The organism is Amycolatopsis coloradensis, assembly GCF_037997115.1.
GTDB lineage: Bacteria > Actinomycetota > Actinomycetes > Mycobacteriales > Pseudonocardiaceae > Amycolatopsis > Amycolatopsis coloradensis_A.
In genome coordinates this window covers 3,406,540-3,424,265 of the sequence record NZ_CP150484.1, presented here as the reverse complement: position 1 = coordinate 3,424,265, position 17,726 = coordinate 3,406,540, and the positions used below count along the sequence as shown (strand labels likewise).

The following is a 17,726-nucleotide window of genomic DNA, read 5'->3' as shown; positions in this document are numbered from 1 at the left end:
CCCTACGACAGCGACGCGTATCCATTCAACCCGTCAGATGACCCATGAGCAGCGAAAACAGCGTTCCGAGCGGTTTTACCCACAACCAGGCAGGTAGGACTACTCATTCCTCGGCGCCAGTTGCCGGATCACCGAAATCCGGCGGTTTCCGGCTGTCAGCGGGCGCGAGGCGGCCTGCTCGAGCCCGTCGATCAAGGCCCGCACGCTCGCCAGGCAGGGAGGCAGTAGTGACTTCCCCGTGAAGTGGTCCACCCACCTCGCCGTGCGCTATAGGTTGTGCCCATGTACGTGCCAACGCCGACCCAGCGCGACTCGCAGCCGACCGCCGCGCCTCCCTGGTGGCTCGTCATCGGACCGGGGTTCGCCGCGCTCATCGGCCTGTTCCTGCTCACCGTGATCTACCGGCTTGACGGCGAGTCGGCCCTGCAGATCGATCTGGGCATGTCCAGCCAGTCGCTGCTGCTGAACGGTCTCGTGGCGTATGTCGTCGCGGCCGCGATCGCCTTCCCCGCGGGCCTGCTGCTCGGCGCGCGCTTTCCGACGTCGGTGACCGTGCCCGCGATCGTCTTGATGCTCCTCGGCGTGCTGCTGGTCGCCTTCGGGCCCAGCAGCGGCTTGCTCCTGGTCGGGCGGGCGCTCAACGGACTCGGCGCGGGCGCCGTCCTCGGTGTGACCGTCGCGCTGATCCGGCGTCTCAGAACCGGTCGCGGCGTCGCGGCCGGCGTGACGGCGGGCCTCGGCGTCCTCGCCTTGGTGGCCGCACCGGTTCTCGGCGGGCTGCTCTCGGACGCCACCGGCTTCCGCGTGGTGTTCGTGGTGGCCGCGCTGTTCGTGTTCGTCGCGCTCGTCGTCGCCGGGGTGATCGGCATCGTCGCGCTGGCCAGGCCGAAACACCCCTGACCTTCAGTCGCCGAGCTCCCGCAACGCCACGAGCACTTCGTCCGGCACGTCGAGCCGGGCTTCCACCTCTGACACCTTCGCGGCCACGCGCCGGTGCGTCGCCCGGCCGCGGGCGCTGAGGTGGACGAGGACGCGGCGTCTGTCGGCGGCGTCGACCTCGCGGTAGGCCTGCGCGGTGGTCACGAGTTTGTCGACCACCCTGGTCAACGTCGGGGCGGTGGCGAGCGTCCGGTCGGCGAGGTCGGCCATGGCGAGGCCGCCCTTGCCGCTCAGCGTGTCCAGCACCAGCCATTGGTCCAGGGTGAGACCTTCCTTGGCGAGCACCTGCTCCACCCTGGCGGCGACGGCGCGGGCGGCGCGGGTGAGCGAGCCGGTGAGCGACGTTCCGGCGGTCGTGACGCCGCGTGTCCCCATATCCCGTCCCCTTGCCAAAACCGGACACCCTCGCAATACTTCCAGGTGAAAGCACTTTGACCTTACCGGGCCACCGCACGGAGCGCCATGCCCCCACGCCTCGCCACCCGGCCCCGCGACGACACCTGGCGTGTGGCCATGGTGGTCCCGTTGCAGGGACCGGCCGGGCTGTTCGGCCCGTCGTGCGAGGCGATCACGGAGCTGGCCGTCCACGAACTCAACGAATCCGGCGGCATCCTCGGCAGGCAGGTCGAGGCCGAGGTGGTCGACGGCGGCGGCACTCCCGCGCGAGTAGCCGACGAAGTGCGGCGCCTGGTCGCCGGTGGGCGGGTCGACGCGGTGAGCGGCTGGCATATCTCGTCGATCCGGCACGCGCTCGCGCCGGTGGTGGCCGACAGGGTGCCATACGTCTACACCTCGCTCTACGAAGGCGGCGAGCGCCGCTCGGGCATCTTCTGCACGGGCGAGACGCCGCGCTGCCAGATCGAGCCGGCACTGCGCTGGCTGCGCGATCACCTCGGCGCCCGGCGCTGGTTCGTCGTCGGCGCCGACTACGTCTGGCCACACCGATCGACCCGCGCGATCCACCAGTACGCCAAGGATCTCGATCTGCGCATCACCGGAGAGGCCTTCGTCGGGCTCGGCGCGGGCGATATGTCCACAGTGGTCCGCGAGGTCGAACAGTCCATAAGCGACGGTGTGCTCATGTTGCTGGTCGGACAGGACGCGGTGCGCTTCAACCGGGCTTTCGCCGCGCACGGGCTCAGCGACCGGCTGCTCCGCTTCAGCCCGCTGATGGAGGAGAACATGCTTCTCGCCAGTGGCGCGAACGCCACCGGCAACCTCTACGTCTCCGCCGCCTACTTCCGCTCGATGGTCACCGCCGACGCGATGGACCTCCTCGGCCGCTACGTGGGCCGCAACGGCCCCGGCGCGCCGGCCTTGAACAACGCCGCCGAATCCTGTTACGAGGGGCTGCATACGCTGGCCCAACTCGTCGGCAGGGCGGGGACGTCGGAGCTTCCGGCGCTCAACGCGGCGATCGACGGCGTCGCCTATCACGGACCGCGCGGCACGATCGAGTTCCGCGGGCAGCAGGCCGATCAGCACGTCCATCTCGCGGTCGCCGACGGCTACGACTTCGAAGTCCTCACCCGGCTCTGAAATCCACCCTCTTGACTCGCTCCGGCACACCACTTAGTTTCATTTGAAATTATTCCATATGACGCACGTTATGCGGAGGTGAGCATGGGCAACGTGGGCCTGCTCTACGTCGGCGCCGCCTTGATGATCAACGGCCTGATGTTGCTCGGACGGGTACCACCGCGTTCGGCGGCGGTGCTGAACCTGTTCGTCGGCGCGCTGCAGTGCGTCACCCCGACCGTGCTGATCGTCCAGGCGAACGGGAATCCGGACGCGATCCTCGCCGCGTCCGGCCTGTACCTGTTCGGTTTCACCTACCTGTACGTCGGCATCGCGAACCTCGCGGGCCTGGCACCCGAAGGTATCGGCTGGTTCTCGCTCTTCGTGGCGGGCGCGGCCATGGTGTACGCGGGAATCGCCTTTTGGCACGACAACGACCCGGTGTTCGGGGTCATCTGGCTGTCCTGGGCGTTGCTGTGGACGTTGTTCTTCCTGGTGCTCGGCCTCGGGAAAGACCATCTGACGCGCTTCACCGGCTGGACCGTCCTGCTGCTCAGCCAGCCGACGTGCACGGTGCCCGCCTTCCTCGGCCTGACCGGCGCTTACCGCAGCGACGGCGGCACCGCGCTGCTGGCGGCGGCGATCGCGGTGGCGCTGGTCGCGGCCGCCGGTTCCCTCGACGTCCTGAAAAACCGTTCGGAGAAAAGGAGTCTTCATGCGACACGGTGACATTTCCGCCAGCCCGGACACGGTCGGTGTCGCGGTGGTCAACTACAAGATGCCGCGGCTGCACACCAAGGCCGAAGTCCTCGGCAACGCCCGCAAGATCGCCGAAATGGTGGTGGGCATGAAGTCCGGGCTTCCCGGCATGGATCTCGTGGTGTTCCCCGAGTACTCGACGCAGGGCATCATGTACGACCCGAAGGAAATGTACGAGACCGCGGCGACGATCCCCGGCGAGGAGACCGAGATCTTCGCGGCCGCGTGCCGGGAAGCCCAGACCTGGGGCGTCTTCTCCATCACCGGCGAGCGGCACGAGGACCACCCGAACAAGCCGCCGTACAACACGCTCGTGCTCATCAACGACCGCGGCGAGATCGTCCAGAAGTACCGCAAGATCCTGCCGTGGTGCCCGATCGAAGGCTGGTACCCGGGCGAAGACACCTACGTCAGCGACGGCCCGAAGGGCATGAAGATCTCGCTGATCATCTGCGACGACGGGAACTACCCGGAGATCTGGCGCGACTGCGCGATGAAGGGCGCCGAACTGATCGTGCGCTGCCAGGGCTACATGTACCCGGCCAAGGAGCAGCAGATCCTGATGGCCAAGGCGATGGCGTGGGCCAACAACTGTTACGTCGCCGTGGCGAACGCCGCCGGTTTCGACGGCGTGTACTCGTACTTCGGCCATTCCGCGATCATCGGCTTCGACGGCCGCACCCTCGGCGAGACCGGCGAAGAGGAATACGGGATCCAGTACGCGCAACTGTCGGTCTCGGCGATCCGCGACGCGCGCACCTACGACCAGTCGCAGAACCACATCTTCAAGCTGCTGCACCGCGGCTACACCGGGGTGCGGGACGCGGACGAAGGCGACAAGGGCGTGGCCGAGTGCCCGTTCGACTTCTACAAGCTCTGGGTCACCGACGCCAAGAAGGCGCAGGAGAAGGTCGAGTCGATCACCCGCGACACCATCACTCCTCGGCACCCATGATGAGGACGGTGAGCCGGACACCCCTCGACGTGTGGGCGAAACTCAGCGCGAGCGGGACGAGCACGAGCGCGAAGTAGGTCCACAAAGGCCAGTGGTACAGATGGTTCAGGTGCCACGTTTCCTTGAGGGCGATGAAGAAGGCGCCCGCGGTCACGATGAACCAGCCGCGGGCCTTGTTGGCGAAGGTGGCCATGGTGCGCCGCTGCTCGGCCGTGAACGACTTCATGACCTCGCGGTGCACCTTGCGCCTCCGTCGCCGTTCCTTGGCGACGGCCACCGGCGGCAGCAGCCACCACCAGCGGGAAACGGGCTCCCCGAAATCGGGCCGGGGCACCTCGACCGACCGCAGGTCGCGAAAGCGCTCGCTCTCCTCACGGAGTTCGAGCGCGCCCTGGTACATGGGCCCGGCGACGAGGAGCCAGCCGCCGAGGAAGGCGGATCACCCTTCCCCGGACCACCGCCGTCCGTGATCCGCGATGATCAGCCTATCCGCCCCTAGACTCGGCGTCATGGACAGGATCGACAGCGGCAGCCGGACGATCGCCGCCCCGCCCGAGACCGTCTACCAGGCACTCCTGGACCGCGAGTCGCTCGAAGCCTGGCTGCCGCCCGAGGGGATGCGCGGCCGGATCGAGCACTGGGATCCGCGTCCCGGCGGCGGTTTCCGCATGGTCCTCACCTACCTCGACGCGTCCGCCGCGCCCGGCAAATCGTCGGACGCGACGGACGTGGTCGAAGTCGGGTTCGCCGAGCTGGTGCCCGCGGAACGCGTGGTGCAAAAGGCCGTCTTCGAGTCCGAAGACCCGGCGTTCGCGGGCACCATGACGATGACCTGGAGCCTGGCCGCCGCGGATCACGCCACCGAGGTGACCGTCACCGCGACGGACGTGCCGTCCGGCATCGGCCAGGCCGATCACGAGGCCGGTATCGCCTCTTCACTGGCCAACCTGGCCTCCTTCGCCGAAACGCGCTGACGGCCGGACGCGATCACGATCGCGGCGAGGACGGCCATGACCAGCGGCACGACCAGCGCAGCCCGGAAACCGCCGAGCGCGGCCTCTCGCGAACCGTCACCGAGCGCGGCGACGTTGACGGCGGTCACCGCGGACAGCCCGAGCGCCGCGCCGAACTGGAACGCCGTGTACAGCAACCCGCCCGCGAGTCCCTGTTCTTCCTCGGCGATCCCGTCGGTGGCGACGATCGTCAGCGGACCGTAGGCGAGCGCGAACCCGAGGCCCAGGATGATCATCGACGGGAACATCGCCGCATATGTCCAGTCCAGGCCCAGCGGCAGGAAGAGCGCGTACGCCACGGCGGCGAGCACGAGTCCGCCGAAGATCAGCCGGGTGTTGCCGAACCTCGCCACCAGCCGCGGGGTCAGCGTCGGCGCGAGGATCGCGTCGATCCCGACGGCCAGCAGCGCCAGGCTCGTCTCCAGCGTCGACCAGCCCCGCAGTTCCTGCAGATACAGCGTGACGAGGAACTGGAACCCGAAGAACGATCCCGCGAACAGCAGGGCGCCGGCGTTCGCCCGCACCAGCGTCCCCGACTTCAGGATGCCCAACCGCACCAGTGGCGCGGGCGAGCGGCGTTCGACGGCCACGAAGGCCGCCAGCGCCGCCACTCCCCCGGCGAACGACGCGAGGGTCCAGCCCCAGCCCTGTCCAGGGTGTTCCAGGCGGACCACCGCGTAGGCGATCAGCAGCATCGCCACGGTCACGGTGAGCGCTCCGGGGAAGTCCAGGCGACGCGGCACGCGTTCCTCGCCCGCCGGTTCCTTGATGAGCCACAGCGCGGCGAGCAGGATGACGGCGGACAGGATCACCGGTGTGAAGAACACCCATCGCCAGTCGATCCTGGTCAGCAGGCCGCCGATGACCAGGCCGAGCGAGAAACCGCCCGCTCCGGTGCCGGCGTAGAACAGCAGCGCCTTGTTGCGTTTCGGGCCTTCCTCGAAGCTCGTGGTGATGATGGACAGCCCGGCCGGGGTCATGAAGGCCGCGGCGACGCCGGTGACGAACCGGGCGAGCAGCAGCATCCAGCCTTCGGTGGCGAATCCGCCCAGCCCGGAGAAGACGAGGAACACCACCAGCCAGGCGAGGAACATGCGACGGCGGCCGTACATGTCGGCGGCGCGTCCGCCCAGCAGCATGAACCCGCCGTAGCCGAGCACGTAGGCGCTCACGACGCCGCTCAGCGTCGCCGTCGACAGCCCGAGTTCGGCCCGGATGGACGGCAGCGCCACGTTCAGCATCGCGACGTCGATGCCCTCCAGGAAGATGGCGCCGCACAGCACCAGGAGCACGCCCCAGGCCCGCCCGCCCATCCGGTCGGCGCGCGGCGGCGTTCGTGTGTTGCTCAAGATCGACTCTCCCTCAGTGAACGGGAACCGACGGTTACTCATCAGCCGGTCGGTTCCCTCTTGTAACCAAAGGGATCGTCCGTCACTATCGATGACCATGGAAGAAGGCACTTTGAACTCACCCAGTCGTTGCGAACTCACCGAGGAGGACTACGAGGCCTTCCAGTGGGACACGCGCGAGGACTGCGAGGTCCGCCAGATCCTCGACCGGGTGGCGGACAAGTGGTCGCTCCTGGTGATCGCGCTGCTCGACCGGAACACGCTGCGGTTCACCGAACTCAAGTACAAGATCGACGGCATCAGCCAGCGCATGCTCACCACCACGCTGCGGCATCTGGAACGCGACGGGCTGGTGAACCGGACCGTCTACCCGGTCGTGCCGCCGCGGGTCGAGTACGCGCTGACACCGCTGGGCATGACGCTGCATCAGACCATCCAGTCGCTGGTCACCTGGACCGAGGACCACCAGAGCGAGATCGCCCTCGCGCGCGCCCAGTACGACAAACGCGTCACCGCCTAGGGAGCCGCATGGCCAGACTGTCCGGAGGGGATCCGTCACTGCTGCGGCGGCTCAACGCCATCGCCGTCCTGCGGGCGCTGTACGCGGCCGAGGAGCTCACCCTCGCGGAACTGGTCAAGGCGAGCGAGGTCTCCCGCCCGACGGTCGAGGAGATCGCCGCCGACCTCGGTGAACAGGGGCTGGTCGAGGAGGTCCCGCTTCCCCCCGGCACGCCGCGGCCGGTGGGACGCCCCGCCAAGCGGTACCGCTTCCGCCACGAGTCCGGGCACGTCGCCGGGCTGGAGATCGGCCCGCATCAGGCGTTGTGCCTGGTCGCCGACCTGCGGGGCGAGGTCGTCGGACGGGCGAAAGCCGGGCTCACCCCGGAAGCGGCCGCCGCGGACCGGCTCGGCACCGCGCACCGGGTGCTCGCCGCGGCCGTCGAAGGCCATGTCAACGTGCGGGTGCTCGGCATCGGCACCACCGGCGTGGTGTCCGGCGGCAAAGTCCTCCGCGACGACCGTCTTCCCGGCTGGACCGGCGTCGACCTGCCCGCGGAGTTCGGCGGCGGCTGCCCGGTGCTGGCCGGGAACGACACCAGACTCGCGGCGCTGGCCGAACACTGGCGCGGTGCCGCGCGCGGCGTCGACGACGTCGTCTACGTGCGGGCCGGGCGCACCGTCTCGCTGGGCCTGCTGCTCGGCGGGAAGCTGCACACGGGCCACCACGGCGCGGCAGGCGAGATCGGCGCCCTGCGCCAGGCCGGCGGGTTCGTCGAACTCGTCGCCGCGACCGTGCTCGCCGTCGACCCGCGGCTGGTGGTGATCAGCGGCTCCGAAGATTCGCTGACGACGCCGCTGCGCGCCGAACTGGCCCGGCTGTGCCTCTTCCCGGTCCGCGTCGAGACGGCGGCCCTCGGCGAAGACTCGGTGGCGCTCGGCGCGGTCCGGCTGGCGCTGAGCCGGGTGGAGCGCGACCTGTTCAGCGTCGCGGACGTCGCCTGAGCAGGCTGATCACCACGATCAGCACGGCCACCGCACCGCTGGTGAACAGCTGCGTCCGCGCGTCGGCGTCCGTCCACATGAGAACGAGCACGCCCGCCATCGCGATCAGCGCGACCCAGCTGAGCCACGGGAAACCCCACATCCGCACCGGCAGTTCCGCGGCCGTGCCGTCCCGTTCCGCCGCTTTCCGCAGCCGCAACTGCGAGACGGCGACGAAGATCCAGACCAGCAGGATATTCGCCCCGATGGCGTTCAGCAGGAACGGCAGGACGTGTTCGGGGGCGAGGAAGTTCAGCAGCACGGCCACGAAACCGAAGGCCACCGAAGCGAGCACCGCCGTCCGCGGGACGCCCGCGGAGGACAGCTTCAGCATCGCGCGCGGCGCTTCACCGCGGCCGGCCAGGGAGAACACCATTCGCGAAGCGCCGTAGAGATTCGCGTTCAGCGCCGAGAGCAAGGAGGTCAACACGACGAAACTCATCAAGAGCGCCGCCGACGGCACCCCGATCCGCTCCAGGATGGTCACGAACGGGCTGGTGTTGGCCGAAGCGGTCTCCCACGGCAGCAACAACACCATCAGCGCCACGGAACCGACGTAGAACAGCAGCAGCCGCACGATGACCGTGCGCGTGGTGCGGCGGATCGAATCCGCCGGGTCCTCGGACTCCGCCGCGGCGATGGTGACCAGTTCCATGCCGCCGAAGGAGAACGCGACCGCGAGCAGGCCGGTCAGCACGCCTTGGAGGCCGTTGGGCAGGAAACCACCGTGCCCGGTGAGGTTGTCCAGGCCGACCGGCGTCGTGCCCGGCAGGATCCCGAACACCGCGAGCGTGCCGAGGACGAGGAAGCCGACCACGGCGGTCACCTTGATCGCGCCGAACCAGAACTCGAACTCCCCGAACGAGCGCACCGCGAACAGGTTCACCACGGTCAGCACGGCCATGAACAGCAGCACCCAGGTCCACTGTGGAATCCGCGGCAGCAGGCCGTTCGCGATCCCCGCCGCCGCGGTGGCCTCGGCCGCGACCACGACCACCAGCAGTGACCAGTACAGCCAGCCGACGGTGAACCCGGCCCAGCGACCGAGCGCCTTTTCCGCGTACACCGAGAACGAGCCGCTGCTCGGCTCGGCGGCGGCCATCTCACCCAGCATGCGCATCACGAGCACCATGAGCAGACCCGCGACCACGTACGACAGCAGGATGCCGGGGCCCGCGGTCTTGATCCCCGCGCCGGTGCCGACGAACAGCCCGGCGCCGATCGCGCCGCTGATGGCCAGCATGGTGACGTGCCGCCGCCGGAAACCGGTACCGAGCGACCGGGTCTCGATCGCGGTCACGGGTTCGGCGGGACGTGGTGCGGGCATGGCGAATCCATTCGTCTGCGGTGTATCCGGAAGCTCAACCGCGGGACAACTCTTCCAGCCGCTCGTGGAGCCGGTCGACGTGGTCCTCGCTTTCGGGCTTCATCAGCACGCTACGCAGGATCCGCGCGCCGTCCGCGTCCGCGTCGAACCCGGTGTGACGCAGACCGAACTGCGGCTCGCTCACCCGCAGCGTGCTGAGGAACACCGGTTCCCTCGCCGCGGCCATGCCGTTGCGCAGGATCCGCGCGCTCGCCTGGTCGATACTCGACAGCGAAAGCGGTTCCGTGCGGGGGAAGTAGGTGACGATGTCGAGTTCCGGTCGCTGGTACAGGTCGAACCTCTCGGAGTCCTCCAGCAGCTTCGCCCACCGCAAGGCCGCGCGGCGTCCGGCCGCGAGCACCCGGCCCAGCCCGTCGGGTGTGGGCGGCAGCACCCGGAAAGTGAGCCACAACGCGGCGGCGGCCGCACCCGCCCGGGAGCATTCGAGGCTGATCTCGCCGAGATGGAGGTCTTCCGAGGTGAAGTAGGTGTACGGCGAATCGTGCAGGTAGAACCGGCCCGCCGCGGGATCCTTGAACAGCACCGCGCCGCAACCGTAGGGCTGGAGGCCGTGCTTGTGCGGGTCGATGACGATCGAATCGGCCTCGGCGATGGCGAGCCACGGGGCTTCGGGCAGCCCTTCCGGACCGTCCAACCCGGACAGAAGCCGGAAGAACCCACCGTAGGCGGCATCGACGTGCACCCGGACGCCGTAGCGTTCACGCAGCGCCAGCGCCTCGTGGACCGGCTCCACCGTGCCGAGCGCGGTCGTGCCGGCGGTGAGCACCACGGTGCCGATCTTCCCGGTGCGCAGCAGCTTTTCGAGCGCGTCGAGATCCATCGCGCCGCGCGCGTCGACAGGCACCGTATGCCCCTCGACGCCGAGCACGCCGCACATCCGGCCGTGCGTGTAGTGCGCCTCGGCGCTGTACGCGATCCCCTTGCCCGGATGCGTTTCCCGCGCGACGAACAGCGCTTCGAGGTTCGCCACCGTGCCGCTGGTGGTCAGATGCCCCAGATGCTCGGTGTAGCCGAACATCGTGGCCAGCTGCCGGACGACCCCGCGTTCCATCTCGGCGGTCGCCGGGCCGCCGTCGAGGGCGTGGTTGTTGGGGTTGACCAGCATCGCGGCCAGGTAGCCGACCACCGCGGCCGGATGCGGCGGTTTGAGCATCTGGCCCGCGTAGGACGGGTGGAAGAACGGATAGTTGTCCTTCAACCGCTCCGTGAGCTCTTCGAACGCGGCCTCGAACCGCCCGTCGGAGATCTCCAGCGACGGATGCGGCCGGAAGGAGCCGAACGTCTCCGCCCACGCCTCGTTCGACGTCAACGCCTGACCGAGCCAGTACCGGAAGTCCATCAAGCGCGCCCTTCGCTTCGTTCGGCTCCAAAAAACGTAGGAGTCGGCGGAGGCCTCACGCAACCGTCTTCGGTAGGGGTCAGTTTTTCCGGGTACGCCGTTCCTCGCCCTTCTCCTCCAGTTGCCTGACGATCTCCCGCAGCGAACCGGCCAGCGCGGTGCAGTCCGCGGGGCTGAGCCGTTCGGTGACGAACGCTTCCTCCTGGTTGAACTCCGGGAAGAGCTCCCGCATCAGCCGCTCCCCTTCCGGGGTCAGCGCGAGCAGCACCAAACGTCCGTCGACGGGATGTTTGCGCCGGGTGACCAGTCCGTGCGCTTCCAAGGTTTTCATGACCCCGGTGAGCGTCCCCTTGGTGATGCCGGATTCCGCGGCGACGTGCCTGGTCTCCTTCTCACCGAAGATCCACACCACCCACAGCACCACGAACGCGGTCCAGGTGAGACCGGCGGTGCGCAGAACCGAGTTCTCGAAATGCAGCCGGACGGCCGTCGCGGCGCGGTGGAGATTGGCCACCGCCTCCATCCGCTCCCACAGCAGCGGGATCCCGCCCAGTTTGGCCCGCACCGCGTTCTCGGTCTCGGCCAGTGTGTGATACCCGGTCAACAGCCACATCCTCACCGGCCCCGGAGGTACCAGCCCGATGGGCACGCACCCCCGCGCACCCGCTCCGCAGATCGTATGCGGAACGGGCGTGAGTCCACAGTGGCCTTTCCGGGCCTAGGCGGCGGACGCCAGCGGCTCCAGGAGATCTTGTCCTGTTTCGGACAATTCCGCAGGTACCCGGCTGCCGGGAACGCCACCGGCGGGCAGCCGGATCAGCCCGGCGTGGGCGAGGCGGTGGGCCGTGCTCTGGTCGCTGCACGGCAGGCCGTCGACATAGAGGTCCGGTTCCAGGCTGATGGTGATTTCAGCCCGGCCCTGAGCCACGGCTCGCAGCATGGCCAGGGCCCGGCATGAGAGGTCTTCGGGGTCTTTGACTGTTTCGTTCATTCGGGGTCACTCCTCTGAACTGGGAGTTTCCCGTCGGCCACGGTTCAAACATGACACCGGTCACCGTTGGGGGACGGCCGCCCGATGCTCGGCGATGTCGCCGAACAGGTCACCCATCTCCTCCACGCGCTCAAGCACCTGCTCGGCGGTGAACAGCAGGTCCTCGGCCTTGCGGCAGGCTTCGACCTCCTCCCAGGTCACCGGCGTGGAGACGGTCGGGATGGCACGGCCCCGCAGCGAGTACGGCGCGATGGTGGTCTTGGCGGTGTTGTTCTGGCTCCAGTCGATGAACACGCGACCGGGGCGGATGGCCTTCGTCATCCTGGCGACCACGGTTTCCGGTGAGCGGCGCGCTAGTTCCTCCGCGACGGCCTTGGCGTACTCGGAGGTGCGTTCGTCGGACCGCGTGCGCACCGGGCAGTACAGCTGCATTCCCTTGTTGCCGCTCGTCTTCGCGTACACCGTGAGACCGTCTCCGATGAGCAGGTCGCTGAGGGTCTCGGCCACCCGGCAGCAGTCGACGACGTCCGCGGGCGGCCCGGGATCGAGGTCGAACACCAGCAGATCAGGCGATTTCCGCGCGCCGCGGGGGCCGACCATCCACTGTGGAATGTGCAGTTCCAGCGCGGCGAGATTGGCCGCCCACATCAGGGTCGGCAGGTCGCCGACGACCGGGTAGTCGAGCGTCTCGTCCCCGCCCCGGCGGCCGCGGTTGGTGAGCCGCGCCGTGCGCACCCAGTCGGGGGCGTGCCGGGAAACGTTCTTCTCGTAGAACGGTTCGCCGTCGACACCGTCGGGGAACCGGCGGAACGTGGCTGCGCGGTCGCGCAGATGGGGGAGCATGACGGGGGCTATCCGGCGGTAGTAGTCGAGGACCTCGCGTTTGGTGAAACCGTGCGCGGGGTAGAGCACCTTGTCCAGATTGGACAGGCCCAGCCGCCGCCCCTCGACCTCGACCGTTATCCGCTCCTCAGGCACCCTTCGACGATAGATCACCGGCGGGGTTTCCGGGGTACCGTGAGGCATGAGCACCGTGCCGGACGCGATCGCCCCGATGCTGGCGACCGACGGTGACCTGCCCACCGGCGGATGGGGCTACGAATACAAATGGGACGGCTACCGCTGCTGCCTGCGTGTCGCGCGGGACGGCGAGACGCGCCTGACCAGCCGCCGCGGCCTCGACGTCACGGCGACGTACCCGGACGTGACCGCTGAGGCGCTCAGCGGCCGCGAGGCCGTCCTCGACGGCGAGATCGTCGTCCTCGACGACCAGGGACGGCCCAGCTTCCCGCTGCTGCAAACGCGGCATCTGCGCACTCCGGACGAGTCGCTGCTGGAACGCAGCCCAGTGCACTTCTTCGCCTTCGACGTGCTGTTCCTCGATGGAGACGTCCTGCTCGACGAGCCGTACGAAGCCCGGCGCGAGATGCTGACGTCCCTGGGCGCAGGCGGCCGCATCGCCGTCCCGCCGGGGTACACCGACGGCGACATCTCCCCCGATCAGTTGCTCGAAGTCGTCCGGCAACACGGACTAGAAGGGCTGATCGCGAAGAAGCTCGACAGCCGGTACTACCCCGCCAAGCGGACGCGGCAGTGGATCAAACGGGCGCTGTGGCACACCCAAGAGGTCGTGATCGGCGGCTGGCGCCCCGGCGACGGACGGCGCTCGGGAACACTCGGCGCGCTGCTGCTGGGCGCGCACGACGACTCCGGCGGCCTTCGGTACATCGGCGACGTCGGGACCGGATTCAGCGACAAGGTCCTCGAAGACCTGCACGCCCGGCTCACCCCGCTGGAACGGAAGAAGCCACCGTTCGCTTCGGAGGTCCCCCGCGACCGGGCACGGCGGGTGCACTGGGTGGAGCCCGAACTCGTCGGGGAGGTCGTGCACCGGAACTGGACCCCGGACGGCCGTCTGCGGCACACGACCTGGCGAGGACTGCGGGCGGACAAGACGCCCGAGGACGTCAAGTTTCCCTCCGCTGGATGAAGCGCAGCATGTTGCCGGAGGGGTCGAGGAAGGCACAGTCGCGGACTCCGCCGGGGCGGTCGATCGGTTCCTGAATCACTTCCGCGCCCGCGGCCTCGATGCGCTCGAAAGTGCCGTCGCAGTCGTCGGTCGCGAAGACGAGACGGCTCAGCAAGGCTTTGGACATCAGGTCTTCGATCGCGGACCGGTCCGCCGGTGAGACACCACGGTCGGCGCCGGGTGGTTCGAGGATGATCCGCACGTCCGGCTGCGAAGGCGGACCGACACTCACCGGTCCGTCGTTCCACAGGGTGAAGCCGAGCACGTCACGGTAGAAGCCAAGCGCGCCGTCGAGATCGTGGACGGCGAGCGTGCAGGAGGAGAACCGGAGGTCCATGCCGTCAGACTTCGCTGACTTTGGCGCTGAGAAAGGCGATGTCGAGGCCCCGGAGGCGCTCCGGGTCGGTGTCGATGTCGATCCGGGTGATCTTCCCGTTGCCGAAGCCGAACGTGAAGACGGCCTTCGCCTCGCCGCGATGCGACCAAACGGCCGACGGAACGCCGTCGACCAGGGCGAGCCGGGCCGCCTCGGCGCGTCCGGAGAAGAAGGCCGCCACCGCCTGGCCGCCGCGGACCTCGCCGACCACGGCGTCCGGGTCGAGCAGTTCGAGCAGGGCTTCGAAATCCCCGTTCCGGGCCGCGGCCAGGAAGGCGGCGATGACCTCCCGCTTCGGGGATCGCGCGGCGTCGGTCTCGTCGGAGGCGGTCTGCACCCGGCGCCGCGCCCGGCTGGCGAGCTGCCGGGACGCGGCCGGGGAACGGCCCAGGACGGTGCCGATCTCGCCGAACGACACGGCGAACACGTCGTGCAGGACGAACGCGAGCCGCTCGGCGGGGGTCAGCTTGTCCAGCACCACCATCAGCGCGACACCGACCGAGTCGGCCAGCAACGCCTCGTCCTCCGGGTCTTCCTGGCCGGTGTCCGGCACAGCGGGCTCGGGCGGCAGCGCCCCGGCGGACTCCTCCCGCCTGGCGCGGCGGGATTCCAGCATGTTCAGACACACCCTGGCGACGACCGTGGTCAGCCAGCCCGCCGGATTCTCGATCTCGTCGGTGTTCGCGCGGCTGACCCGCAGCCACGCCTCCTGCACCGCGTCCTCGGCCTCCCCGGGTGAGCCGAGGATCCGGTAGGCCACCGCCCGCAAGCGGCTTTGGTGCTCGGCGAACCGCTCGCTCACCCAATCGTGCTCGGCCATCTGTCACATTCCTCCGTCCGGGTCTGTCACATCGAATGACCGGTGAGCCCGTCCCGATGTGACATCGCCGGTCCGACCACCTTTCGAGTCCACAGGAGAACATCATGAAAGCGCACGTCAGCTCGATCCTCCTCGGTGTCCAGGACCTGGCCAGGTCCAAGGCGTTCTACACGGAGGGGCTCGGCTGGAAGATCAAGGACGACTACGGCGTCTCGGTGTTCTTCGAACCGGACGGCGGCTCGCGGGTCGGCTTCTACGGCCGCGAAGGACTGGCCGGTCAGGTGGGCACGAGCCCCGAAGGCAGCGGGTTCAGCGGGCTGGTCCTCACCTACGTCGTCCGCAGCGAAACCCGCGTCGACGAGGTCGTCGCGGAGGCGGAGAAGGCCGGCGCCACGATCCTGAAACCCGCAGGCGCCTTGCCGTGGGGCGGGTACGGCGGCACCTTCGCGGACCTGGACGGCTATATCTGGAGCATCGGCTACAGCGCGAAGGGCACGGATCAGCCGTACGCGGAGTGAACACCGCGTGAGCCGGTGCGGGGCGGGAAGATCGTCTGGGCGCACATCCGGTGCGACGGCCGTTGTCCGGAAGCGCCCCCGCGCGTGCGCACGAGGCGCTCCCGGAACTGACCGGACTCAGGCCGCAACAGCCACCTCGCAGACGTGACCACCGAAGTTGACCAGCAGACCGGCGACCGCCGCGCCGAACGCGGTCGACATCGCCAGGATCGTCGCGATCGTGGCCGCCGCCTGCCGGTGCTCGTATGGCGGCCCAGTTCCCGCCACGATCCGACCTCTTGCCCGATGCTCACGCGGTTCTCCTTGTTGTCGAAAGGAATTGCGCTTCGCATCCTGTCGGCGCGGGGAGGCTCGGTAATCGGACAAATCAGACGTNCTTCACCCCACCCACCTACCTCGACCCCACCGGCACACCAAGACGCAACACCATGTACCTCAGGACATAGGCCGACCCCAGCGAGAAACCGTCTAAGCTCGACGACAACTCACCTTGGAGTCGCGTGATGAAGCTGGTTTGGGATGGCTGCCTCAACGGCCGCGACGTAGGCGGACTGCCCTCGGCCGATGGCCGGCGGATCCGATTCGGCGCGCTTTTCCGATCGGACAGCCACGACCGGTTGACGAACGACGGAATCGCCGCGGTCCGCGGCGCGGGGATCGGTCGCATACTGGACCTCCGGTGGGCACGGGAGACCGTGTCGGGCCCCAGCCCGTTCGCCGGCGATCCCGTGTACCGCAACACTCCCCTGATCGCCGAATTGGCCGAGCAAGGCACCACCATGCCGGACGCCTACCGGACCATGCTCGACGAAAACCGGCGCCGGATCACCGGCGTCTTCGTTCAGCTGGGTGACGCACCGCCCGGCCCGCTCGCGGTGCATTGCGGCGCGGGTCGCGACCGGACGGGTGTGCTCGTGGCGCTCGCGTTGAGCGTCGCGGACGTTCCACCCGCTTCGATCGCCGAGGATTACGCACGCACGGATGGTTGCAGCGGTGACACGATCCTCCGGACGCTGGCTCATCTGAACGACCGTCACGGAGGCGTGCACGCGTACTTGCTGAAGGGCGGAGCGACCCATGCCCAGCTCGCGCAGGTGCGGAACCGCCTGCTTTCCTCTTGAGAGGTAAGGCAAACGCGTCCCAGTACCCTCAGACCGCGAACCGCTCCAGCGCCGCCAGCTTCCACGTTCGTTTCACGTCGCTCGAGTGATGTCCCGAGTCGTCGTCGATCAGCAACTCCGCTCCTGGCCAGGCGCGGGCGAGTTCCCAGGCCGTGTCCACCGGGCAGCTCAGGTCCCGGCGGCCGTGGATCAGCACGCCGGGAATGTCCCGCAACAGACCGGCGTCGCGGATCAGCGCGCCGGGCTCCAGCCAGCCCGCGTGGGAGTAGTAGTGCGTGACGAGGCGCGCGAACGCGAGTTCCCACTCGCCGATCGGGCCATTGTGGACGGTCGCGCCGGGTTCCAGTGACAGCACGGTGTCCTCCCAGACGCACCAGGAGCGGGCGGCCTCGGTCCGCACCCGGGCGTCGGGATCTTCCATGAGCCGGGCATAGGCGGCGACCAGATCGCCGGTGAGATCACCGCGGAAGCGGGCCCATTCTTCGGGGAAGAACCGGCCGACGCCGTGATACAGCCAGTCGATCTCGGACGGCCGTGTCGTGCTGATCGAGATGACGACGATCTCGGTGACCCGCTCAGGGAACCGTTCGGCGTAGGCGAGCGCGAGCGTCGTGCCCCACGAACCTCCGGTGACGAGCCAGCGTTCGATACCCAGATGCTTCCGCAGCCGTTCCATGTCGGCGACGAGATGATCCGTCGTGTTGTGCCGCAGGTCGGTCGCCGGGTCGCTCGCGTGCGGGGTGCTGCGGCCGCAACCGCGCTGATCGAACAGCACCACGCGGTAGCGGGCCGGGTCGAACATCCGCCGCATGCCCGGCGTACAGCCCTGCCCGGGGCCGCCGTGCAGCATCACCGCCGGCTTCCCGGCCGGATTCCCGCAGGTCTCCCAATAGACGAGGTTGCCGTCACCTACATCGAGCAGTCCTTTGTCATACGGCTCGACTGGGGGATACAGATCGATCATGAACCCAGCCTAGACCGTCAGTGAGACCCCGAAACACTTTCGCCGCAACGAAGTTCAGCACACCGGCCCTTTCCTCGCCGCGCCAGAGCGGGCAGATTCAGTGACA

22 protein-coding genes are annotated in these 17,726 nt (G+C 68.7%); 10 read left to right on the top strand and 12 right to left on the bottom strand.

Features of this window, described 5'->3' with window-relative positions:
* The first annotated feature begins 282 nt into the window (after positions 1-282).
* Positions 283-900 carry an MFS transporter gene (locus LCL61_RS16400; RefSeq protein ID WP_340687606.1) on the top strand — a complete coding sequence of 206 codons (618 nt, stop codon included), beginning with the start codon at positions 283-285 and terminating at the stop codon, positions 898-900.
* A gap of 3 nt (positions 901-903) precedes the next feature.
* On the opposite strand, the gene LCL61_RS16395 is transcribed toward LCL61_RS16400, so the two are convergent.
* Positions 904-1,314 carry a MarR family transcriptional regulator gene (locus LCL61_RS16395; protein ID WP_340687605.1) on the bottom strand — a complete coding sequence of 137 codons (411 nt, stop codon included), beginning with the start codon at positions 1,312-1,314 and terminating at the stop codon, positions 904-906.
* 138 nt (positions 1,315-1,452) lie between these two features.
* On the opposite strand from LCL61_RS16395, the gene LCL61_RS16390 reads away from it, so the two are divergent.
* The 3 genes from LCL61_RS16390 (at position 1,453) to LCL61_RS16380 (ending at position 4,171) form a co-directional block, all read left to right on the top strand.
* Positions 1,453-2,478, top strand: a complete 1,026-nt coding sequence (locus tag LCL61_RS16390) for a substrate-binding domain-containing protein (RefSeq protein ID WP_340688607.1) — start codon at positions 1,453-1,455, stop codon at positions 2,476-2,478.
* A gap of 84 nt (positions 2,479-2,562) precedes the next feature.
* Entirely contained in the window at positions 2,563-3,186 is a 624-nt protein-coding gene (locus LCL61_RS16385) for an AmiS/UreI family transporter (protein WP_340687604.1), read from the top strand.
* Positions 3,173-4,171, top strand: a complete 999-nt coding sequence (locus LCL61_RS16380) for an aliphatic amidase (RefSeq protein ID WP_340687603.1) — start codon at positions 3,173-3,175, stop codon at positions 4,169-4,171. The genes LCL61_RS16385 and LCL61_RS16380 overlap by 14 nt, the downstream gene beginning before the upstream one ends.
* Here LCL61_RS16380 and LCL61_RS16375 read toward each other — a convergent pair.
* Positions 4,152-4,571 (bottom strand): hypothetical protein, encoded by a 420-nt coding sequence (locus LCL61_RS16375; protein ID WP_340687602.1) that lies wholly within the window; start codon positions 4,569-4,571, stop codon positions 4,152-4,154. The two genes, LCL61_RS16380 and LCL61_RS16375, sit on opposite strands and share 20 nt — an antisense overlap.
* Positions 4,572-4,680: 109 nt before the next feature.
* Between LCL61_RS16375 and LCL61_RS16370 the strand changes: the two genes are divergently transcribed.
* Positions 4,681-5,145, top strand: coding sequence for an SRPBCC family protein (locus LCL61_RS16370; protein WP_340687601.1), 465 nt, complete (start codon positions 4,681-4,683; stop codon positions 5,143-5,145).
* Here LCL61_RS16370 and LCL61_RS16365 read toward each other — a convergent pair.
* Positions 5,085-6,533, bottom strand: a complete 1,449-nt coding sequence (locus tag LCL61_RS16365) for an MFS transporter (RefSeq protein WP_425342009.1) — start codon at positions 6,531-6,533, stop codon at positions 5,085-5,087. The two genes, LCL61_RS16370 and LCL61_RS16365, sit on opposite strands and share 61 nt — an antisense overlap.
* A gap of 91 nt (positions 6,534-6,624) precedes the next feature.
* On the opposite strand from LCL61_RS16365, the gene LCL61_RS16360 reads away from it, so the two are divergent.
* Complete coding sequence (locus tag LCL61_RS16360) at positions 6,625-7,053, top strand: winged helix-turn-helix transcriptional regulator (protein ID WP_083649928.1); 429 nt, start codon at positions 6,625-6,627, stop codon at positions 7,051-7,053.
* An 8-nt stretch (positions 7,054-7,061) separates the two neighbouring features.
* Positions 7,062-8,036 carry an ROK family transcriptional regulator gene (locus LCL61_RS16355; protein ID WP_340687600.1) on the top strand — a complete coding sequence of 325 codons (975 nt, stop codon included), beginning with the start codon at positions 7,062-7,064 and terminating at the stop codon, positions 8,034-8,036.
* On the opposite strand, the gene LCL61_RS16350 is transcribed toward LCL61_RS16355, so the two are convergent.
* The 5 genes from LCL61_RS16350 to ligD (LCL61_RS16330) form a co-directional block, all read right to left on the bottom strand.
* Positions 8,014-9,402 carry an amino acid permease gene (locus LCL61_RS16350; protein ID WP_340687599.1) on the bottom strand — a complete coding sequence of 463 codons (1,389 nt, stop codon included), beginning with the start codon at positions 9,400-9,402 and terminating at the stop codon, positions 8,014-8,016. The genes LCL61_RS16355 and LCL61_RS16350 overlap by 23 nt on opposite strands.
* 34 nt (positions 9,403-9,436) lie before the next feature.
* Positions 9,437-10,801, bottom strand: a complete 1,365-nt coding sequence (locus LCL61_RS16345; protein ID WP_340687598.1) for a pyridoxal phosphate-dependent decarboxylase family protein — start codon at positions 10,799-10,801, stop codon at positions 9,437-9,439.
* A 79-nt stretch (positions 10,802-10,880) separates the two neighbouring features.
* Complete coding sequence (locus LCL61_RS16340; protein ID WP_340688605.1) at positions 10,881-11,414, bottom strand: MarR family winged helix-turn-helix transcriptional regulator; 534 nt, start codon at positions 11,412-11,414, stop codon at positions 10,881-10,883.
* Between the two features lie 105 nt (positions 11,415-11,519).
* Positions 11,520-11,792, bottom strand: coding sequence for a hypothetical protein (locus LCL61_RS16335; RefSeq protein ID WP_340687597.1), 273 nt, complete (start codon positions 11,790-11,792; stop codon positions 11,520-11,522).
* Between the two features lie 60 nt (positions 11,793-11,852).
* Positions 11,853-12,770 carry a non-homologous end-joining DNA ligase gene (ligD, locus tag LCL61_RS16330; protein WP_340687596.1) on the bottom strand — a complete coding sequence of 306 codons (918 nt, stop codon included), beginning with the start codon at positions 12,768-12,770 and terminating at the stop codon, positions 11,853-11,855.
* A 46-nt stretch (positions 12,771-12,816) separates the two neighbouring features.
* Between ligD (LCL61_RS16330) and ligD (LCL61_RS16325) the strand changes: the two genes are divergently transcribed.
* On the top strand, positions 12,817-13,782 hold the full coding sequence (ligD, locus tag LCL61_RS16325) for a non-homologous end-joining DNA ligase (protein WP_340687595.1): 966 nt from the start codon (positions 12,817-12,819) through the stop codon (positions 13,780-13,782).
* On the opposite strand, the gene LCL61_RS16320 is transcribed toward ligD (LCL61_RS16325), so the two are convergent.
* Positions 13,760-14,158 (bottom strand): VOC family protein, encoded by a 399-nt coding sequence (locus LCL61_RS16320; RefSeq protein ID WP_340687594.1) that lies wholly within the window; start codon positions 14,156-14,158, stop codon positions 13,760-13,762. The two genes, ligD (LCL61_RS16325) and LCL61_RS16320, sit on opposite strands and share 23 nt — an antisense overlap.
* A 4-nt stretch (positions 14,159-14,162) precedes the next feature.
* Entirely contained in the window at positions 14,163-15,017 is an 855-nt protein-coding gene (locus tag LCL61_RS16315) for a sigma-70 family RNA polymerase sigma factor (RefSeq protein ID WP_340687593.1), read from the bottom strand.
* Between the two features lie 104 nt (positions 15,018-15,121).
* Between LCL61_RS16315 and LCL61_RS16310 the strand changes: the two genes are divergently transcribed.
* On the top strand, positions 15,122-15,535 hold the full coding sequence (locus LCL61_RS16310) for a VOC family protein (protein WP_340687592.1): 414 nt from the start codon (positions 15,122-15,124) through the stop codon (positions 15,533-15,535).
* 117 nt (positions 15,536-15,652) lie between these two features.
* Here LCL61_RS16310 and LCL61_RS16305 read toward each other — a convergent pair whose 3' ends face one another.
* On the bottom strand, positions 15,653-15,802 hold the full coding sequence (locus LCL61_RS16305; RefSeq protein ID WP_340685644.1) for a hypothetical protein: 150 nt from the start codon (positions 15,800-15,802) through the stop codon (positions 15,653-15,655).
* Positions 15,803-16,038: 236 nt separating this feature from the next.
* Here LCL61_RS16305 and LCL61_RS16300 point away from each other — a divergent pair, with 236 nt between their 5' ends.
* Complete coding sequence (locus tag LCL61_RS16300; protein WP_340687591.1) at positions 16,039-16,656, top strand: tyrosine-protein phosphatase; 618 nt, start codon at positions 16,039-16,041, stop codon at positions 16,654-16,656.
* A 28-nt stretch (positions 16,657-16,684) separates the two neighbouring features.
* Here the strand turns inward: LCL61_RS16300 and pip are convergent, their stop codons facing one another.
* The gene (pip, locus tag LCL61_RS16295) at positions 16,685-17,620 is read right to left on the bottom strand and encodes a prolyl aminopeptidase (RefSeq protein ID WP_340687590.1); all 936 of its coding nucleotides are present in this window, start codon (positions 17,618-17,620) and stop codon (positions 16,685-16,687) included.
* Positions 17,621-17,726: the final 106 nt, after the last annotated feature.

Bases quoted from the DNA above. Each gene is read 5' to 3' on its own strand.
- LCL61_RS16400 (WP_340687606.1), top strand. From the start codon at position 283: ATGTACGTGCCAACGCCGACCCAGCGCGACTCGCAGCCGACCGCCGCG.
- LCL61_RS16395 (WP_340687605.1), bottom strand. From the start codon at position 1,314: ATGGGGACACGCGGCGTCACGACCGCCGGAACGTCGCTCACCGGCTCG.
- LCL61_RS16390 (WP_340688607.1), top strand. From the start codon at position 1,453: ATGGTGGTCCCGTTGCAGGGACCGGCCGGGCTGTTCGGCCCGTCGTGC.
- LCL61_RS16385 (WP_340687604.1), top strand. From the start codon at position 2,563: ATGGGCAACGTGGGCCTGCTCTACGTCGGCGCCGCCTTGATGATCAAC.
- LCL61_RS16380 (WP_340687603.1), top strand. From the start codon at position 3,173: ATGCGACACGGTGACATTTCCGCCAGCCCGGACACGGTCGGTGTCGCG.
- LCL61_RS16375 (WP_340687602.1), bottom strand. From the start codon at position 4,571: ATGTACCAGGGCGCGCTCGAACTCCGTGAGGAGAGCGAGCGCTTTCGC.
- LCL61_RS16370 (WP_340687601.1), top strand. From the start codon at position 4,681: ATGGACAGGATCGACAGCGGCAGCCGGACGATCGCCGCCCCGCCCGAG.
- LCL61_RS16360 (WP_083649928.1), top strand. From the start codon at position 6,625: ATGACCATGGAAGAAGGCACTTTGAACTCACCCAGTCGTTGCGAACTC.
- LCL61_RS16355 (WP_340687600.1), top strand. From the start codon at position 7,062: ATGGCCAGACTGTCCGGAGGGGATCCGTCACTGCTGCGGCGGCTCAAC.
- LCL61_RS16350 (WP_340687599.1), bottom strand. From the start codon at position 9,402: ATGCCCGCACCACGTCCCGCCGAACCCGTGACCGCGATCGAGACCCGG.
- LCL61_RS16345 (WP_340687598.1), bottom strand. From the start codon at position 10,801: ATGGACTTCCGGTACTGGCTCGGTCAGGCGTTGACGTCGAACGAGGCG.
- LCL61_RS16340 (WP_340688605.1), bottom strand. From the start codon at position 11,414: ATGTGGCTGTTGACCGGGTATCACACACTGGCCGAGACCGAGAACGCG.
- LCL61_RS16335 (WP_340687597.1), bottom strand. From the start codon at position 11,792: ATGAACGAAACAGTCAAAGACCCCGAAGACCTCTCATGCCGGGCCCTG.
- ligD (WP_340687595.1), top strand. From the start codon at position 12,817: ATGAGCACCGTGCCGGACGCGATCGCCCCGATGCTGGCGACCGACGGT.
- LCL61_RS16320 (WP_340687594.1), bottom strand. From the start codon at position 14,158: ATGGACCTCCGGTTCTCCTCCTGCACGCTCGCCGTCCACGATCTCGAC.
- LCL61_RS16315 (WP_340687593.1), bottom strand. From the start codon at position 15,017: ATGGCCGAGCACGATTGGGTGAGCGAGCGGTTCGCCGAGCACCAAAGC.
- LCL61_RS16310 (WP_340687592.1), top strand. From the start codon at position 15,122: ATGAAAGCGCACGTCAGCTCGATCCTCCTCGGTGTCCAGGACCTGGCC.
- LCL61_RS16300 (WP_340687591.1), top strand. From the start codon at position 16,039: ATGAAGCTGGTTTGGGATGGCTGCCTCAACGGCCGCGACGTAGGCGGA.
- pip (WP_340687590.1), bottom strand. From the start codon at position 17,620: ATGATCGATCTGTATCCCCCAGTCGAGCCGTATGACAAAGGACTGCTC.